The organism is Xaviernesmea oryzae, assembly GCF_900109605.1.
GTDB lineage: Bacteria > Pseudomonadota > Alphaproteobacteria > Rhizobiales > Rhizobiaceae > Xaviernesmea > Xaviernesmea oryzae.
The window spans coordinates 95,014-113,578 of the sequence record NZ_FOAM01000015.1 but is presented as its reverse complement, the minus strand read 5'-3'; the positions used below and the strand labels follow the sequence as shown (position 1 = coordinate 113,578).

The window sequence follows — 18,565 nt, the reverse complement described above, 5'->3', positions numbered from 1 at the left end:
GCGAAAGGAAGGAGGCGCCGCACGCAGAACGGTCGGAAGACAAAATCGGGGCCTGTTTCGTCGATCATCAATAGTCTGTTAACCCTAACAGAGCGTTAATAGGAGCTGACGGAGAGGCGCGGCAGCGCGAGCGCCTGCCCCGTCAACGCCGGCTGCGTGCCGGAACCCGACACGTCAACGATAGATAGCTTGGACCTTCGACCCCATGGTGCCCTTTTCCCTGATCGACCGCCCTTCCCCCTTCCACGCCGCGGCTGCGCAGAGCCTGCCGGTCTTTGCCGTGACGCCCCAGCAGGTCGAGGCCGGCTCGATCGATCCGGTCGCGCTCGACTGGGCGCGCAAGGCGGGCTTCAAGGCAGAGGCCGGCTCCATGCTTCTGGTGCCGACATCGGATGGCCGGCTCGGAGGCGCGCTGTTCGGGCTTGGCGGAGCCGTTGTCGACGCGCCGTTCCTCATCGGCAAGCTCGCCAAGATGTTGCCGGGCGGCCATTGGCATATCGAAACCGCACCGGTCGATCATGGCCAGCTGGCTTTGGGCTTCGGCCTCGGCGCCTATCGCTTCGAGCGCTATAAGTCGGCAAAGGCGAATGATCCGACGCTGACGCTGCCCCGTGACATCGATGCCAACGAGATCCGCCGCCTCGTCGCCGGCACCTATCTCGTGCGGGACCTGATCAACACGCCCGCCAACGACATGGGACCGGCAGCCCTCGAATCAGCCTTCCGCGCGCTGGCGGCCCATGAGGGGGCAGAGGTGCAGGTGATCGCGGGCGACGCGCTGCTGGAGCGCAATTTCCCGCTGATCCATGCGGTGGGCCGGGCGGCGGCCGAAGCGCCGCGCCTCCTGGAGATGCGTTGGGGCAAGGGCAAGCGGCGGATTACACTGGTGGGCAAGGGCGTGACCTTCGACACCGGCGGGCTCGACATCAAGCCATCGGCCTCCATGGCGCTGATGAAGAAGGATATGGGGGGCGCGGCCCATGTGATGGCACTGGCTGCGATGATCATGAACGCCAAGCTGAAGGTTGAGCTGCGCGTGCTTGTGCCAGTCGTCGAAAACGCGATTTCCGCCTCTGCCTTCCGCCCCGGCGATATTTACCGGAGCCGCAAAGGATTGACCGTCCAGATCGACAATACGGATGCCGAGGGCCGGCTGATTCTGGCCGATGCGCTGGCCTATGCCGACGAGGAACAGGCCGACCTGCTGATCGACATGGCAACGCTGACGGGGGCTGCGCGCGTGGCGCTGGGGCCTGAGATCGCGCCTTTCTATACCGATAGCGAGCCTCTGGCCGAGGCGTTGATGGCCGCCAGCCGGACCACCTTCGATCCCATGTGGCGGATGCCGCTGTTCAAGGGCTATGAAAAAGATGTCAGCGCCCGAATCGCCGATCTGACCAATGCGCCCTCCGGCGGCATGGCAGGCTCGATCACGGCCGCCCTCTTCCTCAAGCGCTTCGTCGACCGGGCAAGCGAATGGGCGCATTTCGATATTTACGGCTGGTCGGCCAAGGACCGGCCGGAAGGGCCGCAAGGCGGAGAGGCGCAGGCCATCCGCGCGCTCTATCATCTGATCGCCAAGGGCAAGGGCTGAAACGCGAAAAGGGCGCCCCGGATCAGGCCGCCCTTGTTTCGAGACGGAGCGCGCGCCGAAGTCGGCGCGCGGGCCAAGCACCTATTCGTTGATCAGGCGCTTCAGCAGCTCGACCTCATGGCTGAGCTTGGAATCGCCTGCGATCAGTTCCTCGATCTTGCGCACGGCATGCAGCACGGTCGTATGGTCGCGCCCGCCAAAGCGGCGGCCGATTTCCGGGAAGGACCGCGGCGTCAGCGCCTTGGCCAGATACATGGCGATCTGGCGCGGCTTGACGATGACGCGGGTGCGGCGGTTGGACACCAGCTCCTGGCGCGAGACATTGTAGTGCTTGGCGACAACACGCTGAATGTCCTCGATGCGCACCCGGCGCGGCTCGCCGGCATTGACGAGATGGCCGAGCAACTCGTCCACGCGTTCGATAGACAGGTTCGGCTCGAAAGAGCGGCGAAACAGCAGCTGGTTGAACGCGCCTTCCAGTTCGCGGCCACTGGCCGTGATGCTGCGCGCGACATGGTTGAGAATTTCGGGCGAAATATCGAGCGACGGATCTTCCTGGCGGGCCGCGTCGAGGCGGCGGGTCAGGATCTCCATGCGCATGTCGAAATCCGGGCCTTCCATCTCGATCGCCACGCCGCCCTGCAGGCGCGAACGCACGCGCGGATCGAGCGATTCGAGTTCCCAAGGCGCGCGGTCGGCCGCGACCACCACCTGCTTGGCGCTGTCGAGAAGCATGTTCAGGAGATGGCAGAACTCATGCTGGATCGACTTGCCCTGCAGGAACTGCATGTCGTCGATGATGAGGAGATCGATATTGCGCAGGGTCTCCTTCAGCGAAAGGGCGTCATTGTCGCGGATGGCGGTGGCAAAGCGCCACATGAAATATTCAGCGGTCAGATAGACCACGCGGGAATGGCGCGAGCCGGCAATCGCCGCATTGGCGATCGCCTGCAGAAGATGCGTCTTGCCCAGGCCGACCGTGGAGTGGATGAAAAGCGGATTGAAGCGCACGGCGCTGGCGCCGGCATCGGCAATCGTACGGGCTGCGGCAAGCGCCACGCGGTTGGACGAGCCTTCGACGAAGCTGTCGAAGGTATAGCGCGTGTCGAGCGGCGAGCCGAAGAGCGGACCCGACGGCGTGCCGGCAGCCATGGACCGGGATGCCGACGACATGGTGGAGGTCAGATGGCTGGCCTGCTGGCCGAGGCTCGCCGGCGCGGAGGCCTGCCGGCGTGATGCCGCAGCACCCGTGGACGGCGCCAGCTCCGGCGCGGCCAAAGGCAGGCCGGGTGCGGATGCGTCGGCATCGAGGCCCGGACGCGTGCCCCGCGTAGCACTGCGCACGAGGATCTCGACCTTGAGAATATCGGAATCGACCTGCTGGAACAGGCTGGTGATCAGATCGAGGTAGCGGTTGTTGATCCAAGACTTCAGGAAGGTGGTCGGAACCGAAAGGCGTACCACGCTCTTGGACATCGAATGCAGCTTCAGGCGGCCGAACCAGCTTGCATAGACCTCAGGTCCGACCTGAGTCTTCAAGAGCGCGCTGACACGGTCGAACAGCGCGCTGTCAATGGTCATGGCTGCTTCGTTCCCCGCTTTGTCGTTCTTATTGGCTCCGGTGTGGAATGCATTCTCTTTGTCGTTGAATGCACTCTGCGAAGTCCGCGAATTACCCAGCATGCTGCCGCCTTCCATGATCATTTCCAGACGCCGCGATGGGTCATGCGGCATCGATGAGTTCAGCGCACGCAGCCTGCCCGTTTAAGACAGGCGCACCCACGCCCCTTTTGTTATCGTTGCTCAGGCCACCACACGCTGCCGGCAAAGCCGGCCGCGCCTGCGGGCCTGTCGGGCGCGCGGTCCAGCCAGCCGAAACGGCCAGGTCCGAACACCCAGGAGCTGGACGGCGGTTCCTCATGCATTCCGCGCCAACCCCTTCATTCTGCGCTGGCGCTCGACCTCAAGGCCGCGCCTGCCGTCCTTCCCGTGGATCGTTCGATCCAAAGCGCCGAGACCGCCGGATCCAGAGGGGTCACCTCCGGGCTCGCAGTGTCGCGACTTCTTAATCAAGCTGCATAAAATTCCCTTAAAGCCACGATCGGCTTTCAAGAATTTTGCAGCTATTTCCGCAGCTTCGGCCCCGCACCAGCTTTGTGTGACATGCCTTGGCAGAAACCCTCGATCTTCCGCCACGCCACGCATTGCCAGGTTCGAGATCTGCCCCCTGCGGGCACCTCTCTTGAAAAGACGACACCGTGCTCAAAGCCCGGAGCCTTTTCCTGCATGTTACAACCCTGGACATGGAAATGCGCCGCGCCGCGCTGGGCGCGCTGCCCCTCCATGCCGATTTTAGTTGAGGCAGCGTATCGCAACGCCGCTCGATGGACAGATGTCGGAGCCTGGCCGAAAAGCCGTTCTCCTTGAACACCCGCTGATCAGCGGCGGATTGCCCCGCTGCTGATGGGTTCATTTAGGCAGGATCGTGACGGGAGATCAATCGGCATTTTTTGGCCGATGGAGAGGACGGACGTTGACTCTACGGCCCCGTTTTGCATGCCGGGACGGGTGCGAAAAAGAATCGCAAGCGAATCAAAGGCTTTGTTTTGTAGCGCATCTCTTAGCTGGCGAAAAACGAAAAAATAAAAAAATCGCTTGACTCACAGCTTATGTGAAAAGGTCGACAGACTCTCGCCACACAAAGCCTAGAAAATGCTTAAATACCTGTTTTTTCTCGCTATTCTCTGTCACTCCCTTGACGTAATCAAAGGGCGCGCTAAGCGCACGAGCTTGACAAAAGGCAGAAAAACAAAAAGCCCGGCACAAGGCCGGGCTTCGAAATTTCGTCGATGATCAGTCGATCAGGCCGACAGGCCCTTTACGCGATGAGCAAGACGCGAAATCTTGCGCGACGCGGTGTTGGCATGCACGACACCCTTGGTGGCAGCACGCATCATCTCGGGCTGAGCGGCGCGCAGCGCTTCCTGCGCGGCAGCCTGGTCGCCCGATGCAATGGCTTCTTCAACCTTGCGGATGAAGGAACGAACGCGCGAACGGCGCGCCTTGTTGATCTCGGTGCGGCGAGCGATCTTGCGGGTCGCCTTCTTCGCCGAAGTTGTATTGGCCATTCTGGTGTCTCTCTTTCAAGAATTCTCGCGAAAGCCTCCCCCTGGCCCAACAAGGCCGACTGCGGTGTCGTCGGTGCAGGATGGAGACAGCAACGGAAAGCCTTGAAGCGACTTTCCCAACCGTGGGCGGGCATATAACGGGAAAGCGCGAGCCAGTCAACGCAGATTCTCCACCGAAATCCGCATGCGGAGGCAAGTGAACGCCGCATTTCGTCCGCTCTGGCGCGCCCGCGCAAGCCCGGCGCCGCCCGCGCTTCAAGCGGAAGGCCTGCTTAAGCCTGCGGCAGGCCTTCAGCGCTGGCACACCGGGCAGAAGAAGGTGGAGCGCCCGCCCTGGACCATGCGCGCCACCGTGCCGCCGCAGCCCGGGCGCGGGCAGTGCTGGCCCTCGCGATCATAGACGGAGAATCGGTGCTGGAAATAGCCGAGCGTGCCGTCGGTGCGGATATGGTCGCGCAGCGAGGAGCCGCCTGCCTCGATGGCCTCGGCAATCACCTGATGGATCGCCGTGTTCAGCGCCACGAGCTTGGCGCCCGGCCGGCCGTCGGCGCGCACGAGCTGGCCCGAGGCCAATGCTGGCTGAATGCCGGCCCGCCAGAGCGCCTCGCAGACATAGATATTGCCGAGCCCTGCGATGACCCGTTGATCGAGCAGCGCGGCCTTTACCGGTTGGGCCTTGCCCTTGAAGCGGGCGGCGAGATAGGCGGGGCTCAGGCCGTTGCCTGTCGGCTCCTCCCCCATGGTGCGAAAGAAGGGATGGCTGTCGAGGCCGGTGAGTTCGGCCAGATCCATGAAGCCGAAGCGGCGGGGGTCATTATAGACCACCTGGGCCATTTGGCCGTCGCGCTCCAGATGCAGCACGACATGATCGTGCCGCGCATCCTTTCCGCGCGGTATGTAGAAGAGCCCCGGCGTCTGCCCCTCTTCCTCGGCCGCGCCCGCAGGCTGCGCCTCTTCCACCCGAAACGAACCGGACATGCCGAGATGGGCGAGGATCGCCTGCCCGTCCTCCAGGGCGATGATGAGATATTTTGCCCGGCGCTTGAGGCTGACGATGCGCCGGCCCTCCACCCTCTCAGCAAAATCGGGCGGCAGGGGAAAGCGCAGATCCGGCCGGCGCAGCTCCGCGCGGCGGATCAGGGCGCCCTCCATCGCAGGCGCCAGCCCGCGCCTCACCGTCTCGACCTCGGGCAATTCCGGCATCACTCGTCCTTCTTCAAAGACCGCGGCCTTGCGTCGCGGCAATCGTCAACTATCTGGCCCGGCAAAAGGCCGCAAACAGGCGCCAAACAGCGGCATTGGCTGGAGAGCGCCGAGACGCCATCTCCGTGGTTGAAGCCTTGTCGGCTTGGGCTGCATCCCAAAAGGGCATGAAGCAGGCTTGAAGAACGCACCGGAAAAGACCTAAGTGCCGCTCATGTGCCTGACATAGCGTGCCCAAGGGGCTTTCGCTATGTTGCGTGCGACCGACAGGCCGCCGGGCCGGCGGCAAGACGATGAACGAGGTGATGCATGACACGTGAGCGCGTTTCGGCCGAAGGCGGCATGGAGACCTCCTATGGCTTTCGCCAGGTGGGCGAGAGCGAGAAGCAGACGCTCGTCAACGACGTGTTCCACCGCGTCGCCAAGCGCTACGACATCATGAACGACGTGATGTCGCTGGGTCTTCACCGCGCCTGGAAGGACGCGATGATCGCCGCGCTCAATCCCGCCAAGCGCGAGGACTATCGCGTGCTGGACGTAGCAGGCGGCACCGGCGATATCGCCATGCGCATCGTCGAAGCCTCCGGCCGCAGGGCCCATGCTACCGTGCTCGACATCAACGGCTCCATGCTGTCAGTGGGTGCGGAACGCGCCCGCAAGGCCGGGCTTGCAGACCATCTCGATTTCGTCGAGGCCAATGCCGAAGAGCTGCCCTTTGAGCCGAACTCCTTCGACGCCTATACGATCGCCTTCGGCATTCGCAACGTGCCGCATATCGATGTCGCGCTCAAGGAAGCCCATCGCGTGCTCAAGCGCGGCGGCCGGCTGATGGTACTGGAATTTTCCGCCGTCGATCAGCCCTTCCTCGAAAAGATCTATGACACCTGGTCGTTCAACGCCATTCCGCGCTTCGGAAAGATGGTGACCGGGGACGCCGAGCCCTACCAATATCTGGTGGAATCGATCCGCAAATTCCCCAACCAGCGCGACTTCGCCACCATGATCGAAAAGGTCGGCTTTTCGCGCGTTGGCTTCACCAATTATACCGGTGGCATTGCCGCGCTGCATTCGGCCTGGAAGATCTGATGGCGATTTTCCGCGCCACAGGCGCTGACCGCATGACGCATACCGACGAGAATCAGGCTGTTATGGCCGGACAGGGATCGCGCCCATGAGCACGCCCGCCACCTATGCCCGCCTGATGCGCATTGGCTGGGTGCTCCTGCGGGAAGGCGTCATCAGCGCCATTCCCAGCGAGAATCTGCCGCCCGCCGCCCGGCTTGCCCAGTCGGCAGCCAAGCTCTTCGAGCGCCGCCATGCGCAGAACGAAGAGCGCAGCCAGCGCCTGTCGCGCGCGGTCGAGCGGCTCGGCCCATCCTATGTCAAGATCGGCCAGTTCCTGGCGACACGGCCGGACGTGGTGGGCGCAGAGCTCGCCGCCGATCTCGCCTTCCTGCAGGACCGCATGGCCACATTTTCGCCGGCGGAAGCCCATCATGCCGTCGAGGCTTCGCTCGGCCGGCCGGTGGCCGAGCTGTTCGCACTCTTCGACGAGCCGATTGCCGCCGCCTCCATGGCCCAGGTGCATCCCGGCCTGGTCAGGCGCGGCGAGGCGCTGAGCAAAGTCGCCATCAAGGTCATCCGTCCCGGCATCCGCCAGCGCTTCTCGCGCGATCTCGAGGCCATGTATCTTGTGGCCCGGATGCAGGAACGCTTCCTGCCGCATATGCGCCGGCTGCGCCCGGTCGAGGTGACCAAGACGCTGGAACAGACCACCAAGGTGGAAATGGACCTGCGCCTGGAAGCGGCAGCACTCTCGGAGATCGCCGAGAACACCAAGAACGATCCCGGCTTCCGTGTCCCGGCCGTGGACTGGGAGCGCACAGGGCGCGATGTCGTCACCATGGAATGGATCGAAGGCACGCGCATGGCCGATGTGCCGGCGCTGAGAGCTGCGGGCCACGACCTCGACCAGCTCGCCAACACGCTGATCCAGTCCTTCCTGCGCCATACGCTGCGCGACGGCTTCTTCCATGCAGACATGCACCAGGGCAATCTCCTGGTGGAGGCGGATGGGACCATCGTCGCCGTCGATTTCGGCATTGTCGGCCGGCTTGGCAAGAAGGAGCGCCGCTTCCTCGCCGAAATCCTCTACGGCTTCATCACCCGCGACTATATGCGCGTGGCCGACGTGCATTTCGAGGCGGGCTATGTGCCCGCCCATCACGACATGGCGAGCTTCGCCCAGGCGATCCGGGCGATCGGCGAGCCGATCCATGGCCAACCGGCGGAAACCATTTCGATGGCCAAGCTGCTGACCCTGCTCTTCGAGGTGACCGAACTCTTCGACATGGAGACGAGGCCGGAGCTGGTCATGCTGCAAAAGACCATGGTCGTGGTCGAGGGCGTGGCACGCACGCTCAATCCGCGCTTCAACATGTGGAAAGCGGCCGAACCCGTGGTCGGCGACTGGATCCGCACCAATCTCGGACCGAAGCGGATCGTGGCGGACCTGCGCGAGGGGCTGCATGCGGCGCTGCGCGTGGCCGAGGCCGCGCCCGATATCGCGCTGAAGACCGAGCGTCTTTCCCGCGACATCACATTGATGGCGGAGAAGGGGCTGCGCTTCGATCCGGAAACCGCCGAAGCCATTGGCCGCGCCGAAGCCCGCCATGCCCGCTCCGGCCGCGTGGCGCTCTGGGTCATTGCGCTTACGCTGATCGTGATTGCCTGGGAATTGCTTTAGACGGCAAGACGAAGACGGTGGTCGTCCGCATCACTGCGGATGGGGCCCTCTCTCAATTGACCGGTCTTACCCACTCGAGGAGCGCATCCGGCATTCTCTCTTCACTGTCGGCGCCATCGGTTTCGCGGATCTTGCGAAAGCCCTGCCGCGCGTAAAAGCGCATTGCGCTTTGATTGTTCAGAAACACCCAGAGCTGGAGATGATCCTGGCCGGCGCCGGCCGCATCGAGCAGCCGTGCGCCCAATCCGCGGCCGACATGGGCGGGCAGCAGATAGAGATGCTCGATCCAGCCTGGCTTCACGGCACAAAAGCCCAGGATGTTTCCTTGCGCCTCCGCCACCCAGACCGCGCATTCGGCAAAGACGACATCGCGAAAAAATGCCACGTCCTCGTCAGGACTATGGAGGTCCGGTAGAGAGGGAAGGAAAGCCTCGCGGGACTGGCGAAAGACGGCGGCGACTCTCGGCGCCTCGCAGGACTGCGCCAGGCGGAGGGTGACCGGCATGCATGGGCCCTTTGGTTCTGAAAGCGCACGCTAGGCGCCTCCTGGGGCTGCTTTTTAACAACCTTACGAAGAATTCATCCTATCGCCCTGCCTTCGCCGTTAACAAGAGCCCATATGCGAACAGACTGCGGCCGTCTTGGTCGTTGAAGTCCCAAGAGGATGCGCAAATACATGGCAGAGGCCTATCCCAAGATCGTCGAAAACCGGCCGGAGCCGCCTATGCAAGCGGAGGCAGCCCCTCAGGGTGTTAGGCGCGCGCCCAAGCGGCGTCGGCGCTCGCGGCTGATCGTCGGTCTGGTGGCCCTGGCGCTGATCGGGACAGCCGGCGCCTATGGCGTCACGCATTATCGGGCGGCAGGCGAAACGGAAGCCGTGGTCACCCAGGCCGTCACTCGCGGCGATATCGAAAACAGCGTGACGGCCACCGGCCTTCTGACACCGATCCGCGATGTCGATGTCGGTGCGCAGGTCTCCGGCCAGTTGAAATCGGTCAAGGTCGAAATCGGCGATCAGGTCAAAGAGGGCGACCTCGTCGCCGAGATCGATTCCGCCTCGATCGAGACGCAGATCGAGATCGCCGAAGCCGAGATTGCGAATCTGGAAGCGCAGATGGTCGATAAGCGGGCGCAGGTGGTTCTGGCCAACAGCACGCTGGCCCGGCAGCAGACGCTGGTGGCCGGCAATACGGCGGCGCGTTCGGCACTTGACGAGGCCGTGGCGGCGCTGGCCACGGCTGAGGCCAATGTCGCAGCCCTTGATGCGCAGATCCGCAAGCAGCAGGCCTCGCTGAAGGATGCCCGCATCAGCCTCGGCCATACCAAGATCTTCGCGCCGCTTACCGGCACCGTGGTCGATATCGCCGCCAAGGAAGGCCAGACGCTGAACGCCAACCAGTCAACCCCGACCATCGCCACGGTTGCCGATCTCTCGACCATGACCGTGGAGGCCGAGGTCTCCGAGGCCGATATCGGCAAGCTTTCGCCTGGGATGGATGCCTATTTCACCCTGCTCGGCCAGCCGGGCAAGCGCTTTCCCGGCAAGCTGCGCCAGATCAAGCCGACGCCGCAAACCGAGAACAATGTCATTCTCTATTATGCGCTCTTCGACGTGCCCAATCCCGAGGGCCAACTGATGATGAACATGACGGCGCAGGTCTTCTTCGTTCGCGACCATGTCGAAAACGTCCTGACCGTGCCGATCGCGGCGCTGAAAGGACGGGCGGAGGGTCATGACGCCAAGGTGACCGTGGTCAAGCCCGATGGCGGACGCGAGACCCGCGATGTCACCGTCGGTGTGCGCAATCGCGTGGCTGCCGAAATCAAGAGCGGGCTTCAGGACGGCGAGATCGTGGTGGTCGGCAGCGGTGCCAAGGATGCGGCCAGCGGCGCCAATCGCGGCAACAACAGGCGCAACATGCCGCCACCGCCTTTCTGACGGCGGAGATTTTTGATGACTCCACTCATATCGCTCAAATCCATCCGCAAGACCTTCACTTCGGGTGAGGTGCCTGTCCACGCGCTGAAAGATGTCTCGCTCGATATCGAGGCCGGCGATTTCGTCGCCATTATCGGCCAGTCCGGCTCCGGCAAGTCGACGCTGATGACCATTCTCGGCTGCCTCGACCGGCCGACGTCGGGCCAGTATCTGCTCGATGGCGAGGACGTGTCCGATTTTTCCCCGGACGAGCTGGCAGAGCGGCGCCGGCGGATGTTCGGCTTCGTCTTCCAGTCCTACAATCTCGTGCCGACGGCGAGCGCGGAAGAAAATGTCGAGATCCCTGCCATCTATGCTGGCCTGCCGGCCGAAGCCCGACGCGAACGTGCCGGCGCGCTTCTGGAGCGGCTCGGGCTGGGCGACCGGCTGGATCATCTGCCCAACCAGCTTTCCGGCGGCCAGCAGCAGCGCGTCTCGATTGCCCGCGCGCTGATGAATGGTGGCCAGATCATCCTGGCCGACGAGCCGACCGGCGCGCTGGACTCTCGGAGCGGACGCGATGTTCTGGCCACGCTCCGGCAGATGCATGCCGAAGGCCACACCGTGATCATCATCACCCACGCGCCTGAACTGGCCGAATCGGCCGACCGCGTGATCGAGATCCGCGATGGGCAGATCGTTGCCGACCGGCGGCTGCGTCCCCTGCCCCGCGCCAATCCCAAAGGGCCAGAAGCCATCGGTGCCGAGGCCGCCTCCGCGGTCGTCGCGGATGTGTTCGAAGCCGTGCGCATGTCGATGCGGGCGCTGCGCGCCAATCTCTTCCGCACCGTGTTGACGCTGCTCGGCATCGTCATCGGCGTGTCCTCGGTCGTCGCCATGCTGGCGATCGGCAACGGCGCGCAGCAATCGGTCTTGAGCCGCATTGCCGCCATGGGCTCCGATCTCCTGATCGTCAGGCCGAACATGGCCAATTTCCGTGGCGGCGATGGCGGCAGCATCGTCTCGCTCGTCCCGTCGGATGCCGATGCGATTCTGGAGCTGCCGAACGTCGCCTTCGCGGTCCCGGAAATGTCGAGTACGTTGACCGTGCGCGCCGGCAATCGCGATACGCAGACTACGGTCAACGGCACCGTGCCGCAATTTCCCGCGGCCAAATCCTGGGAAGTCGGCGCCGGCAGCTTCCTCAATACAGAGGATATGACAAGCTATGCGCCAGTGGCGGTCATCGGCCAGACAGTAGCCGACACGCTGTTTCCCGACGGGGGCACGGCACTCGGCCAGTATATCCTGATCAAGAACATCCCCTTTCAGGTCATCGGCGTGATGGCCAAGAAGGGCGCGACAGCCGGCGGGCAGGATCAGGACGACACCGTTCTGGTGCCGCTCTCCACCGGTAATCTGCGCCTGTTCGGAGCGCGCAACGTCCGCTCCATCACCGTGCAGGTGAAGGACGACAGTGCCATCAACGTGACCCAAGACCAGATCCAGGCGCTGCTCGACGACAGGCACAAGCGGCAGGACACGCAGATCACCAATATGGCGGCGATCCGCGAAACCTTCACCGAGACCTCCAATGTGCTGAAGATTTTCCTCGGCTCGATTGCGGCCATCTCGCTTGTGGTCGGTGGCATCGGGGTGATGAACATCATGCTGGTCAGCGTGACGGAGCGCACCCGCGAAATCGGCATCCGCATGGCCACCGGCGCCCGCGCGCGCGATATCCTCACCCAGTTCATCGTCGAGGCCCTGGTGGTCTCGGCGCTCGGCGGTCTGATCGGCATCGCGCTCGGCCTGTCGATCGGCGGCGTGGCCCAGCTCTTCGGCGTGCCCGTCAGCTTTGCGCCTGGACCGGTAATTCTGGCTTTTGGCAGTGCTTTCCTGACCGGCCTGGTGTTCGGCTATCTGCCGGCCCGCAATGCCTCTCGCCTGCAGCCGGCCGTCGCGCTTGCCTCGGTGTAAGAATCACCAAGCCGGCCTGACGCGTGGATCGACGACAACGAGATGCGCCCGGTCGTCGCGCCGGCTCTTTCCATGTCTGCCATCCACACGCCTAAGGTGGAAAGATTTTGCGTGGGAAGGGGATTTCGATCCGCAGCGTTTTGCAGTAGAGACGCGCGGGACAATCGATGCCCGCAGCGCAAGCATCGGAAGAGATCTGTCGTCTTACGCTCCGTCATTCCAAAACATGTCGCGATCCTTCCGTGTCGTGTTCATGGGCAAGATCTTTGTTTTGACATTGGAGGTCATTGCAAGGTCTTTGAACGACAGAACCCGGCCGAACAGGCCCTGTGACGTCTTCATGATCCGGGGGCATTCTCGTGCCGTTGCCTGTCTTAACAACGCATAAGGCGAGGCTACAGGGCCTTGGATCAGCAAGAGGATAGAGGGGCCGGAGTTCGGACTATAAAATGCAGCGGCTCGGGAACAAAAACGCGGCCGCCGCATTAGAAAATGTTTGGCAGCGCTTTGGAACATGACTGACCTGTGTCTTCTCTTTCGACCGAAGCCGGCCAAAGCCGGCGCTTCCTCCTGCGCGCCCGCACGGCCGAAGCACACGACGCACTCGACCGGATGATCGGCCCCTTCGACAGCCTCGAGTCCTATCGGCGTTATCTTGCGGGCATTGGCGGCTTTCGCCTGCCGCTGGAAGCAAAGCTGCGCCAAGCCGTCTGGCCGTTGGCCTTGGAGGGGCTGCGTCCGCAGGATTTCGGCCTGCTGATCCGGCAGGACCAGGACGATCTTGGCATGACATCGCAGGAAGAGCCCGGCACGGAAGAGACGCAGCACTTCGAGGGTGCGACCTCCGCCGCCGCGCTGTTCGGCACGCTCTATGTTCTCGAGGGCTCCAATCTCGGCGCCCGGCTTCTTTACAAGCGTGCGCAGGCCTTGGGCCTTGGGCCTGATCATGGCGCGCGCCATCTGGCAGCCCAGGCCGAGCGAAACGATCGCTGGTCGCGCTTCCTCCAAGCGCTCGAAGCCGCCGACGCCATTGAAATCGACGAGATCGCTCTGGCCTCGCGCGCGGCTTTCGCCGCCGCGCAGACAGCTTTCAGGCGGGCGTTCCATGGCGCATGATACTGTCGATCTGACCAATTGCGACCGTGAGCCCATCCATCTGCTTGGCAGCGTCCAGCCCCATGGCTGCCTGCTGGCGCTCGATGCCCGTGCCGGCAAGATCCTGCGCCATTCGCTCAATCTTGCCGCCGTGATCGGCATCGAGACGTCCGTCAACGGCATGATGCTTGAAGACGTGCTCGGCTATGATGCGGCGCATACGCTGCGCAATGTCGTGGCTGCCTTGCGCGAAGGCGCACGGCCGGCCCTGCTTCAGGGTTTGCAAACCAGCCGCGGCAGCTTCGACGTCGCCGTTCATCTCTACAAGTCGATCGTCACCATCGAGCTTGAGCCCGAATCGGCCGGCCAGCCGTTGCAGATGGCGCGTATGCTGATCGGCCGCATCAGCGACATCATGGAGACCGACATTCTGATTCGCCAGGCGGCGCGCCTGGTGCGCGGCATGCTCGGCTATGACCGGGTCATGGTCTATCGCTTCGAGGAGGACGGAGCCGGCCGCGTGGCCGCCGAAGCCAGACGTGGCGATCTCGAAAGCTTCCTCGGTCAGTATTTCCCTGCCGGCGATATTCCGCGCCAAGCGCGTGAACTTTACGTCCGAAACACGATCCGTATCATCGGCGATGTCGATGCGATCCGCGTGCCGATCGAGCCCATGATCGACATGTCCGGCGAGCCTCTGGACCTGTCCTATGTGCATCTGCGCAGCGTCTCGCCCGTTCATTGCGAGTATCTGCGCAATATGGGTGTTTCGGCCTCCATGTCGATTTCGATCCTGATCGACGGCAAGCTCTGGGGCCTGATCGCCTGCCATCATTACCAGCCGCGCGTGCTCGGCATGGCGCATCGTGTTGCAGCGGAAATGTTCGGCGAATTCTTTTCGCTGCATCTTCAATCGCTGAAGCAGAAGGAAAAGCTGGAAACCGCCAGCCATGCCCGCGCCTCGCTCGACCGCTTCCTGCGCATTGCCTCGCACCATGGCGACGTCGGCGCGCTGTTGAAGGAAAGTCTGGCGGATTTCGCGACATTGATGCCCTGCGACGGCGTTGGCCTTTGGCTCAACGGCACCTGGACGATCGCCGGTTCCGCGCCGCCGGCCTCCGCCATGCCCAACATCGTCAGGCTGATGGGCACGGTTGCCGAAGGCCGCGTCTGGGCAACCCACTCTCTGGCACAGCGTCTGCCCGAGGCGGAAGCCTACAGCGCCCAGGCCGCCGGTGTGCTGGCCGTTCCGCTGACGCAGATACCGCGCGACTATCTGTTCTTCTTCCGAAAGGAATTTCTCCAGACGCTGGACTGGGCCGGCGATCCGACCAAGACCTATGAGGTCGGACCGCTGGGCGACCGGCTGACCCCGCGCAAGAGCTTTGCCATCTGGAAGGAGACCGTCCACCTGCAGGCGCGCGCCTGGAACGAGGCTGAGCGTGAGATTGCCGAGGTCACGCGCTCGGCCCTCGTCGAGATCGGTCTGCGCCACAGCGAGCTGATGGCCGAGGAGCGCAGCCGCGCCGATGTGCGCCAGCGCATGCTCAACGAAGAGCTGAACCACCGCGTCAAGAACATTCTCGCCTTGATCAAATCGCTGGTCAGCCAGCCCGTGGGCAAGGATCGCGGCATCGAGGACTATGTCCAGTCGCTGAAAGGTCGGATCCAGGCGCTCTCTTTTGCCCATGACCAGGTGGTGCGCGGCGATGGCGGCGGCGTGCTTTCGGATCTGCTGGATGCGGAACTGACGCCCTACCGGCAGAATCCCGAGTCGATCACCATGAGTGGGCCACGCGTCCTTCTCGACTCCAGGGCCTTTTCGGTCATGGCGCTGGTGCTGCATGAACTGTCGACCAATGCCGCCAAATATGGGGCGCTGTCAAAGGCCGGCGGAAAGCTGACGATCACCTGGGAAGAGAGCGTGGAAGGCGACTGCGTGATGCACTGGCGCGAAAGCGGCGGTCCGCTCGTCTCTCCGCCCACGCGTATCGGTTTCGGCACGGCGCTGATCGATCGCAGCCTGCCTTATGATCTCGGCGGCCAGAGCAGCGTGACCTATGCGCGCAGCGGCGTAGAGGCGATGTTCCGTGTTCCCGCGCGCCACGTCGTCATCACGCCGGCCGATCCCGCCGGCAGCCACCTCGACGCCGATCCGTCGCGCATGACCACCCAGCTGGATCCCGGCACGCGCGTGCTTTTGGTGGAAGACCAGATGCTGATTGCCATGGATGTCGAAGCCATGCTGGCCGATGCGGGCGTCGATCACGTGGTGACCGCGGCCTCCGCCCTGGATGCGCTGACCAAACTCGAGACCTTCCGCCCCGATGTCGCAATTCTCGACGTCAATCTCGGCGCGGGTACTTCGATCGAAGTGGCGGAGATGCTGCTCAAGACGGCCACCCCCTTCCTTTTCGCCACGGGATACGGCAATAGCACGATGATCCCTGGCGCCTTTGCGGGCGTTCCGGTCGTACGCAAGCCCTATGACAGCATATCGCTCACCCGGGCGATCGCCGCCGCCATCGGAGCTGCCAAGCCGGAGAATTGATCCCGGATCCGGGCGGAGGACACGGCATGGACGAGCGATCGCAGGCGCAGGATGACACGTCGCTGCGCGGCCTTGCAGGCCGGCGGGTGCTCCTCATCATTGCCGGCGGGATTGCCGCCTATAAGAGCCTCGATCTGATCCGTCGCCTGCGCGCAGCCGGCGCAGCAGTCCGGCCGATCATGACCGAAGGGGCCCAAGCCTTCATCACCCCGCTGGCTGTCGGCGCGCTGGCGGCGGACAAGGTCTTCGTCGATCTCTTCTCCCGAGAGGACGAGCAGGATGTCGGTCATATCCGGCTGGCGCGCGACTGCGACCTCGTTCTCGTCGCGCCTGCCACGGCAGACCTCATGGCCAAGATGGCCCATGGCCTGGCAGACGATCTGGCTTCCACCGTGCTCTTGGCGACCAACCGGCCGGTGCTGATTGCTCCGGCCATGAACCCGGTCATGTGGGCAAAGGCGCCGACCCGACGTAATCTTGCCCTTCTTCGCGACGACGGCGTGCATGTGGTGGGCCCCGCCATTGGCGAGATGGCCGAGAGCGGCGAGCGTGGCGAAGGGCGGATGAGCGAGCCGGCCGATATCGCCCTCGCCGCCGCGCGCCTGATCGAGCCGCCACTGGCCGCGGGGCCGGCAGAAAAGGCGTCCACGCAGGTGGATAAGCCGCTTGCCGGCCGGCGCGCGGTCGTGACTTCCGGGCCGACGCATGAGCCGATCGACCCCGTGCGCTATATCGCCAACCGCTCGTCCGGCCGCCAGGGCCACGCGATCGCCGCAGCTCTTGCCGGCCTCGGCGCCGAGGTGACCCTCGTCAGCGGGCCGGTGGCAATCCCAGACCCGGCCAATGTGCGGGTTCGTCATGTCGAAACCGCGCGGGAGATGCTCGATGCCGTCATGACCAGCCTGCCGGCCGATATCGCCGTGATGGTGGCGGCCGTGGCGGACTGGCGGGTGGAGAGCCTGTCGGATCAGAAAATCAAGAAGGCGCCGGGTGACGCCGCGCCCGCGCTGATCCTGACCGAAAATCCGGATATTCTGAAAACCATCGGCCACCATGCAGAGAGGCCAGCCGTCGTCGTCGGCTTTGCCGCCGAAACCCAGTCCGTGCTCGCCAACGGCCGGGACAAGCTCGAGCGCAAGGGTGCCGATCTGATCGTCGCCAATGATGTGAGCCCGCGGACCGGCATCATGGGCGGGGAGCACAATCAGGTGACGCTGATTTCCCGCGATGGCGTCGAGCACTGGCCCGACATGGACAAGGCCACCGTGGCCGAACGGCTTGCCCGCGTGATTGCCGAGCGTCTGATTTCAAAGAGCTGATCAGAGCGGAATAGCGAAACGGTGCGGCGGCAGGCGTCCGCTCCATCGGCACGCTGACCCGTCAGCGGGTCGGAAAGGCGGGCTGCGCCGGTGGTCGTCCCAGCCGACCGGCGTCGCGCGCCGACAGGGCCTTGTGCAAATGAACCATCAGCCCCGCGGCAAAGAGCGGCGTCAGCAGGTTGAGGATCGGCACGGCGAGAAAGGCCGCGACCAGCATCCCGGCCAGGAAGACGGTGCCGCTATGACGCGCCCGGAAAAGCCGTGCCTCATGGGGCTGCCGATAGCGCATGGCGGCGAATTCGAAATATTCGCGCCCTAGAAGATAGCCGTTGACCAGGAAGAAGGCGACGAGATTCACGCCCGGCAGGAGCAGAAGCAGCAGCGCGATGAGATTGCCGAGCACGACGATACCGAAGAATTTGATCGTCCCCGCGATCGCCTCGCCTAAAGGAAGCGGCTGACCCACCGGATCGTCAGGATAAGCACGCCGCTCGATGTCTTCGGCAATATCGTCCAAGAAGAAGCCCGCGACCAGCGCCGTCGATGGCGCGATCAGGAGCGCAAGCGCCAAGGCCAGCCCAAGTCCAGCCAGAATGGCCGCCACAAACACCACCCAGCCTTCCCAGCCTGCGAGATCAGGAAGCCACTGAGTTAAATAGGGCATTGCGTAAGTCATGAATAACTCGCGCAAGACGAACCATAATGCGGCCAGAATGAGAAGAGTTAGCCCGATAACCTTCCAGAAAACTGACCTCGTTTGCGACGCAAACAAATTGATTAAAGAACGACGTGCCGATTCAATAACCATTCTGCTCTTCCATTGGCCCGAAGACGACACAATACGAAACATACGCCTTTAAAATTAAATCGCAGTGTGCGACAGACAAGGCCAGATCAGGCGAAAACTTCAACACTTCGAGTCTTTCCTTATTTAGGGAAATCAAACTATACCGGTGCCAGGAGACGAAATCGTGACGAAATACTCGGCCCTGAGCTCCAAGTTGAGCCTGGTCAAGCGCGGGCATCATGGC

The 18,565-nt window shown here is 63.4% G+C and carries 13 protein-coding genes; 8 read left to right on the top strand and 5 right to left on the bottom strand.

The annotated features are described in order from the left end of the window. Positions 1–205: 205 nt before the first annotated feature. Positions 206–1,594 carry a leucyl aminopeptidase family protein gene (locus BMX61_RS18095; RefSeq protein WP_075625786.1) on the top strand — a complete coding sequence of 463 codons (1,389 nt, stop codon included), beginning with the start codon at positions 206–208 and terminating at the stop codon, positions 1,592–1,594. Between the two features lie 81 nt (positions 1,595–1,675). Here the strand turns inward: BMX61_RS18095 and dnaA are convergent, their stop codons facing one another. From dnaA to mutM, 3 genes are all read right to left on the bottom strand, one after another. Beyond that, positions 1,676–3,175, bottom strand: a complete 1,500-nt coding sequence (gene dnaA / locus BMX61_RS18090) for a chromosomal replication initiator protein DnaA (RefSeq protein WP_234794730.1) — start codon at positions 3,173–3,175, stop codon at positions 1,676–1,678. A gap of 1,280 nt (positions 3,176–4,455) precedes the next feature. Continuing rightward, a complete protein-coding gene (rpsT, locus tag BMX61_RS18085) occupies positions 4,456–4,722 on the bottom strand; it encodes a 30S ribosomal protein S20 (RefSeq protein ID WP_075625784.1) in 267 nt (88 codons plus the stop codon). 291 nt (positions 4,723–5,013) lie between these two features. Then, the gene (gene mutM, locus BMX61_RS18080; protein ID WP_075625783.1) at positions 5,014–5,925 is read right to left on the bottom strand and encodes a bifunctional DNA-formamidopyrimidine glycosylase/DNA-(apurinic or apyrimidinic site) lyase; all 912 of its coding nucleotides are present in this window, start codon (positions 5,923–5,925) and stop codon (positions 5,014–5,016) included. Positions 5,926–6,234: 309 nt separating this feature from the next. On the opposite strand from mutM, the gene ubiE reads away from it, so the two are divergent. Next, a complete protein-coding gene (ubiE, locus tag BMX61_RS18075; RefSeq protein WP_075625782.1) occupies positions 6,235–7,011 on the top strand; it encodes a bifunctional demethylmenaquinone methyltransferase/2-methoxy-6-polyprenyl-1,4-benzoquinol methylase UbiE in 777 nt (258 codons plus the stop codon). A gap of 85 nt (positions 7,012–7,096) precedes the next feature. Further along, a complete protein-coding gene (ubiB, locus tag BMX61_RS18070; protein ID WP_075625781.1) occupies positions 7,097–8,671 on the top strand; it encodes a 2-polyprenylphenol 6-hydroxylase in 1,575 nt (524 codons plus the stop codon). A 52-nt stretch (positions 8,672–8,723) separates the two neighbouring features. Here ubiB and BMX61_RS18065 read toward each other — a convergent pair whose 3' ends face one another. Beyond that, the gene (locus BMX61_RS18065) at positions 8,724–9,176 is read right to left on the bottom strand and encodes a GNAT family N-acetyltransferase (protein ID WP_075625780.1); all 453 of its coding nucleotides are present in this window, start codon (positions 9,174–9,176) and stop codon (positions 8,724–8,726) included. A gap of 219 nt (positions 9,177–9,395) precedes the next feature. Here BMX61_RS18065 and macA point away from each other — a divergent pair, with 219 nt between their 5' ends. From macA to coaBC, 5 genes are all read left to right on the top strand, one after another. Continuing rightward, entirely contained in the window at positions 9,396–10,610 is a 1,215-nt protein-coding gene (gene macA / locus BMX61_RS18060) for a macrolide transporter subunit MacA (protein ID WP_234794735.1), read from the top strand. Positions 10,611–10,625: 15 nt separating this feature from the next. After that, positions 10,626–12,569: a MacB family efflux pump subunit gene (locus tag BMX61_RS18055; protein WP_075625778.1), complete on the top strand. Its 1,944-nt coding sequence runs from the start codon at positions 10,626–10,628 to the stop codon at positions 12,567–12,569. Positions 12,570–13,094: 525 nt separating this feature from the next. After that, entirely contained in the window at positions 13,095–13,685 is a 591-nt protein-coding gene (locus BMX61_RS18050) for a biliverdin-producing heme oxygenase (RefSeq protein ID WP_075625777.1), read from the top strand. Then, positions 13,675–16,215: an HWE histidine kinase domain-containing protein gene (locus tag BMX61_RS18045; RefSeq protein WP_075625776.1), complete on the top strand. Its 2,541-nt coding sequence runs from the start codon at positions 13,675–13,677 to the stop codon at positions 16,213–16,215. The genes BMX61_RS18050 and BMX61_RS18045 overlap by 11 nt, the downstream gene beginning before the upstream one ends. A gap of 26 nt (positions 16,216–16,241) precedes the next feature. Continuing rightward, positions 16,242–17,534 (top strand): bifunctional phosphopantothenoylcysteine decarboxylase/phosphopantothenate--cysteine ligase CoaBC, encoded by a 1,293-nt coding sequence (gene coaBC / locus BMX61_RS18040; protein ID WP_075625775.1) that lies wholly within the window; start codon positions 16,242–16,244, stop codon positions 17,532–17,534. 61 nt (positions 17,535–17,595) lie between these two features. Here coaBC and BMX61_RS18035 read toward each other — a convergent pair whose 3' ends face one another. Then, positions 17,596–18,342, bottom strand: coding sequence for a sulfate transporter family protein (locus tag BMX61_RS18035; protein ID WP_075625774.1), 747 nt, complete (start codon positions 18,340–18,342; stop codon positions 17,596–17,598). Positions 18,343–18,565: the final 223 nt, after the last annotated feature.

Coding starts and splice junctions, on each gene's coding strand:
- BMX61_RS18095 (WP_075625786.1), top strand. CDS start 206: ATGGTGCCCTTTTCCCTGATCGACCGCCCTTCCCCCTTCCACGCCGCG.
- rpsT (WP_075625784.1), bottom strand. CDS start 4,722: ATGGCCAATACAACTTCGGCGAAGAAGGCGACCCGCAAGATCGCTCGC.
- BMX61_RS18045 (WP_075625776.1), top strand. CDS start 13,675: ATGGCGCATGATACTGTCGATCTGACCAATTGCGACCGTGAGCCCATC.
- ubiB (WP_075625781.1), top strand. CDS start 7,097: ATGAGCACGCCCGCCACCTATGCCCGCCTGATGCGCATTGGCTGGGTG.
- mutM (WP_075625783.1), bottom strand. CDS start 5,925: ATGCCGGAATTGCCCGAGGTCGAGACGGTGAGGCGCGGGCTGGCGCCT.
- BMX61_RS18055 (WP_075625778.1), top strand. CDS start 10,626: ATGACTCCACTCATATCGCTCAAATCCATCCGCAAGACCTTCACTTCG.
- BMX61_RS18065 (WP_075625780.1), bottom strand. CDS start 9,176: ATGCCGGTCACCCTCCGCCTGGCGCAGTCCTGCGAGGCGCCGAGAGTC.
- dnaA (WP_234794730.1), bottom strand. CDS start 3,175: ATGACCATTGACAGCGCGCTGTTCGACCGTGTCAGCGCGCTCTTGAAG.
- BMX61_RS18035 (WP_075625774.1), bottom strand. CDS start 18,342: ATGGTTATTGAATCGGCACGTCGTTCTTTAATCAATTTGTTTGCGTCG.
- coaBC (WP_075625775.1), top strand. CDS start 16,242: ATGGACGAGCGATCGCAGGCGCAGGATGACACGTCGCTGCGCGGCCTT.
- ubiE (WP_075625782.1), top strand. CDS start 6,235: ATGACACGTGAGCGCGTTTCGGCCGAAGGCGGCATGGAGACCTCCTAT.
- macA (WP_234794735.1), top strand. CDS start 9,396: ATGCAAGCGGAGGCAGCCCCTCAGGGTGTTAGGCGCGCGCCCAAGCGG.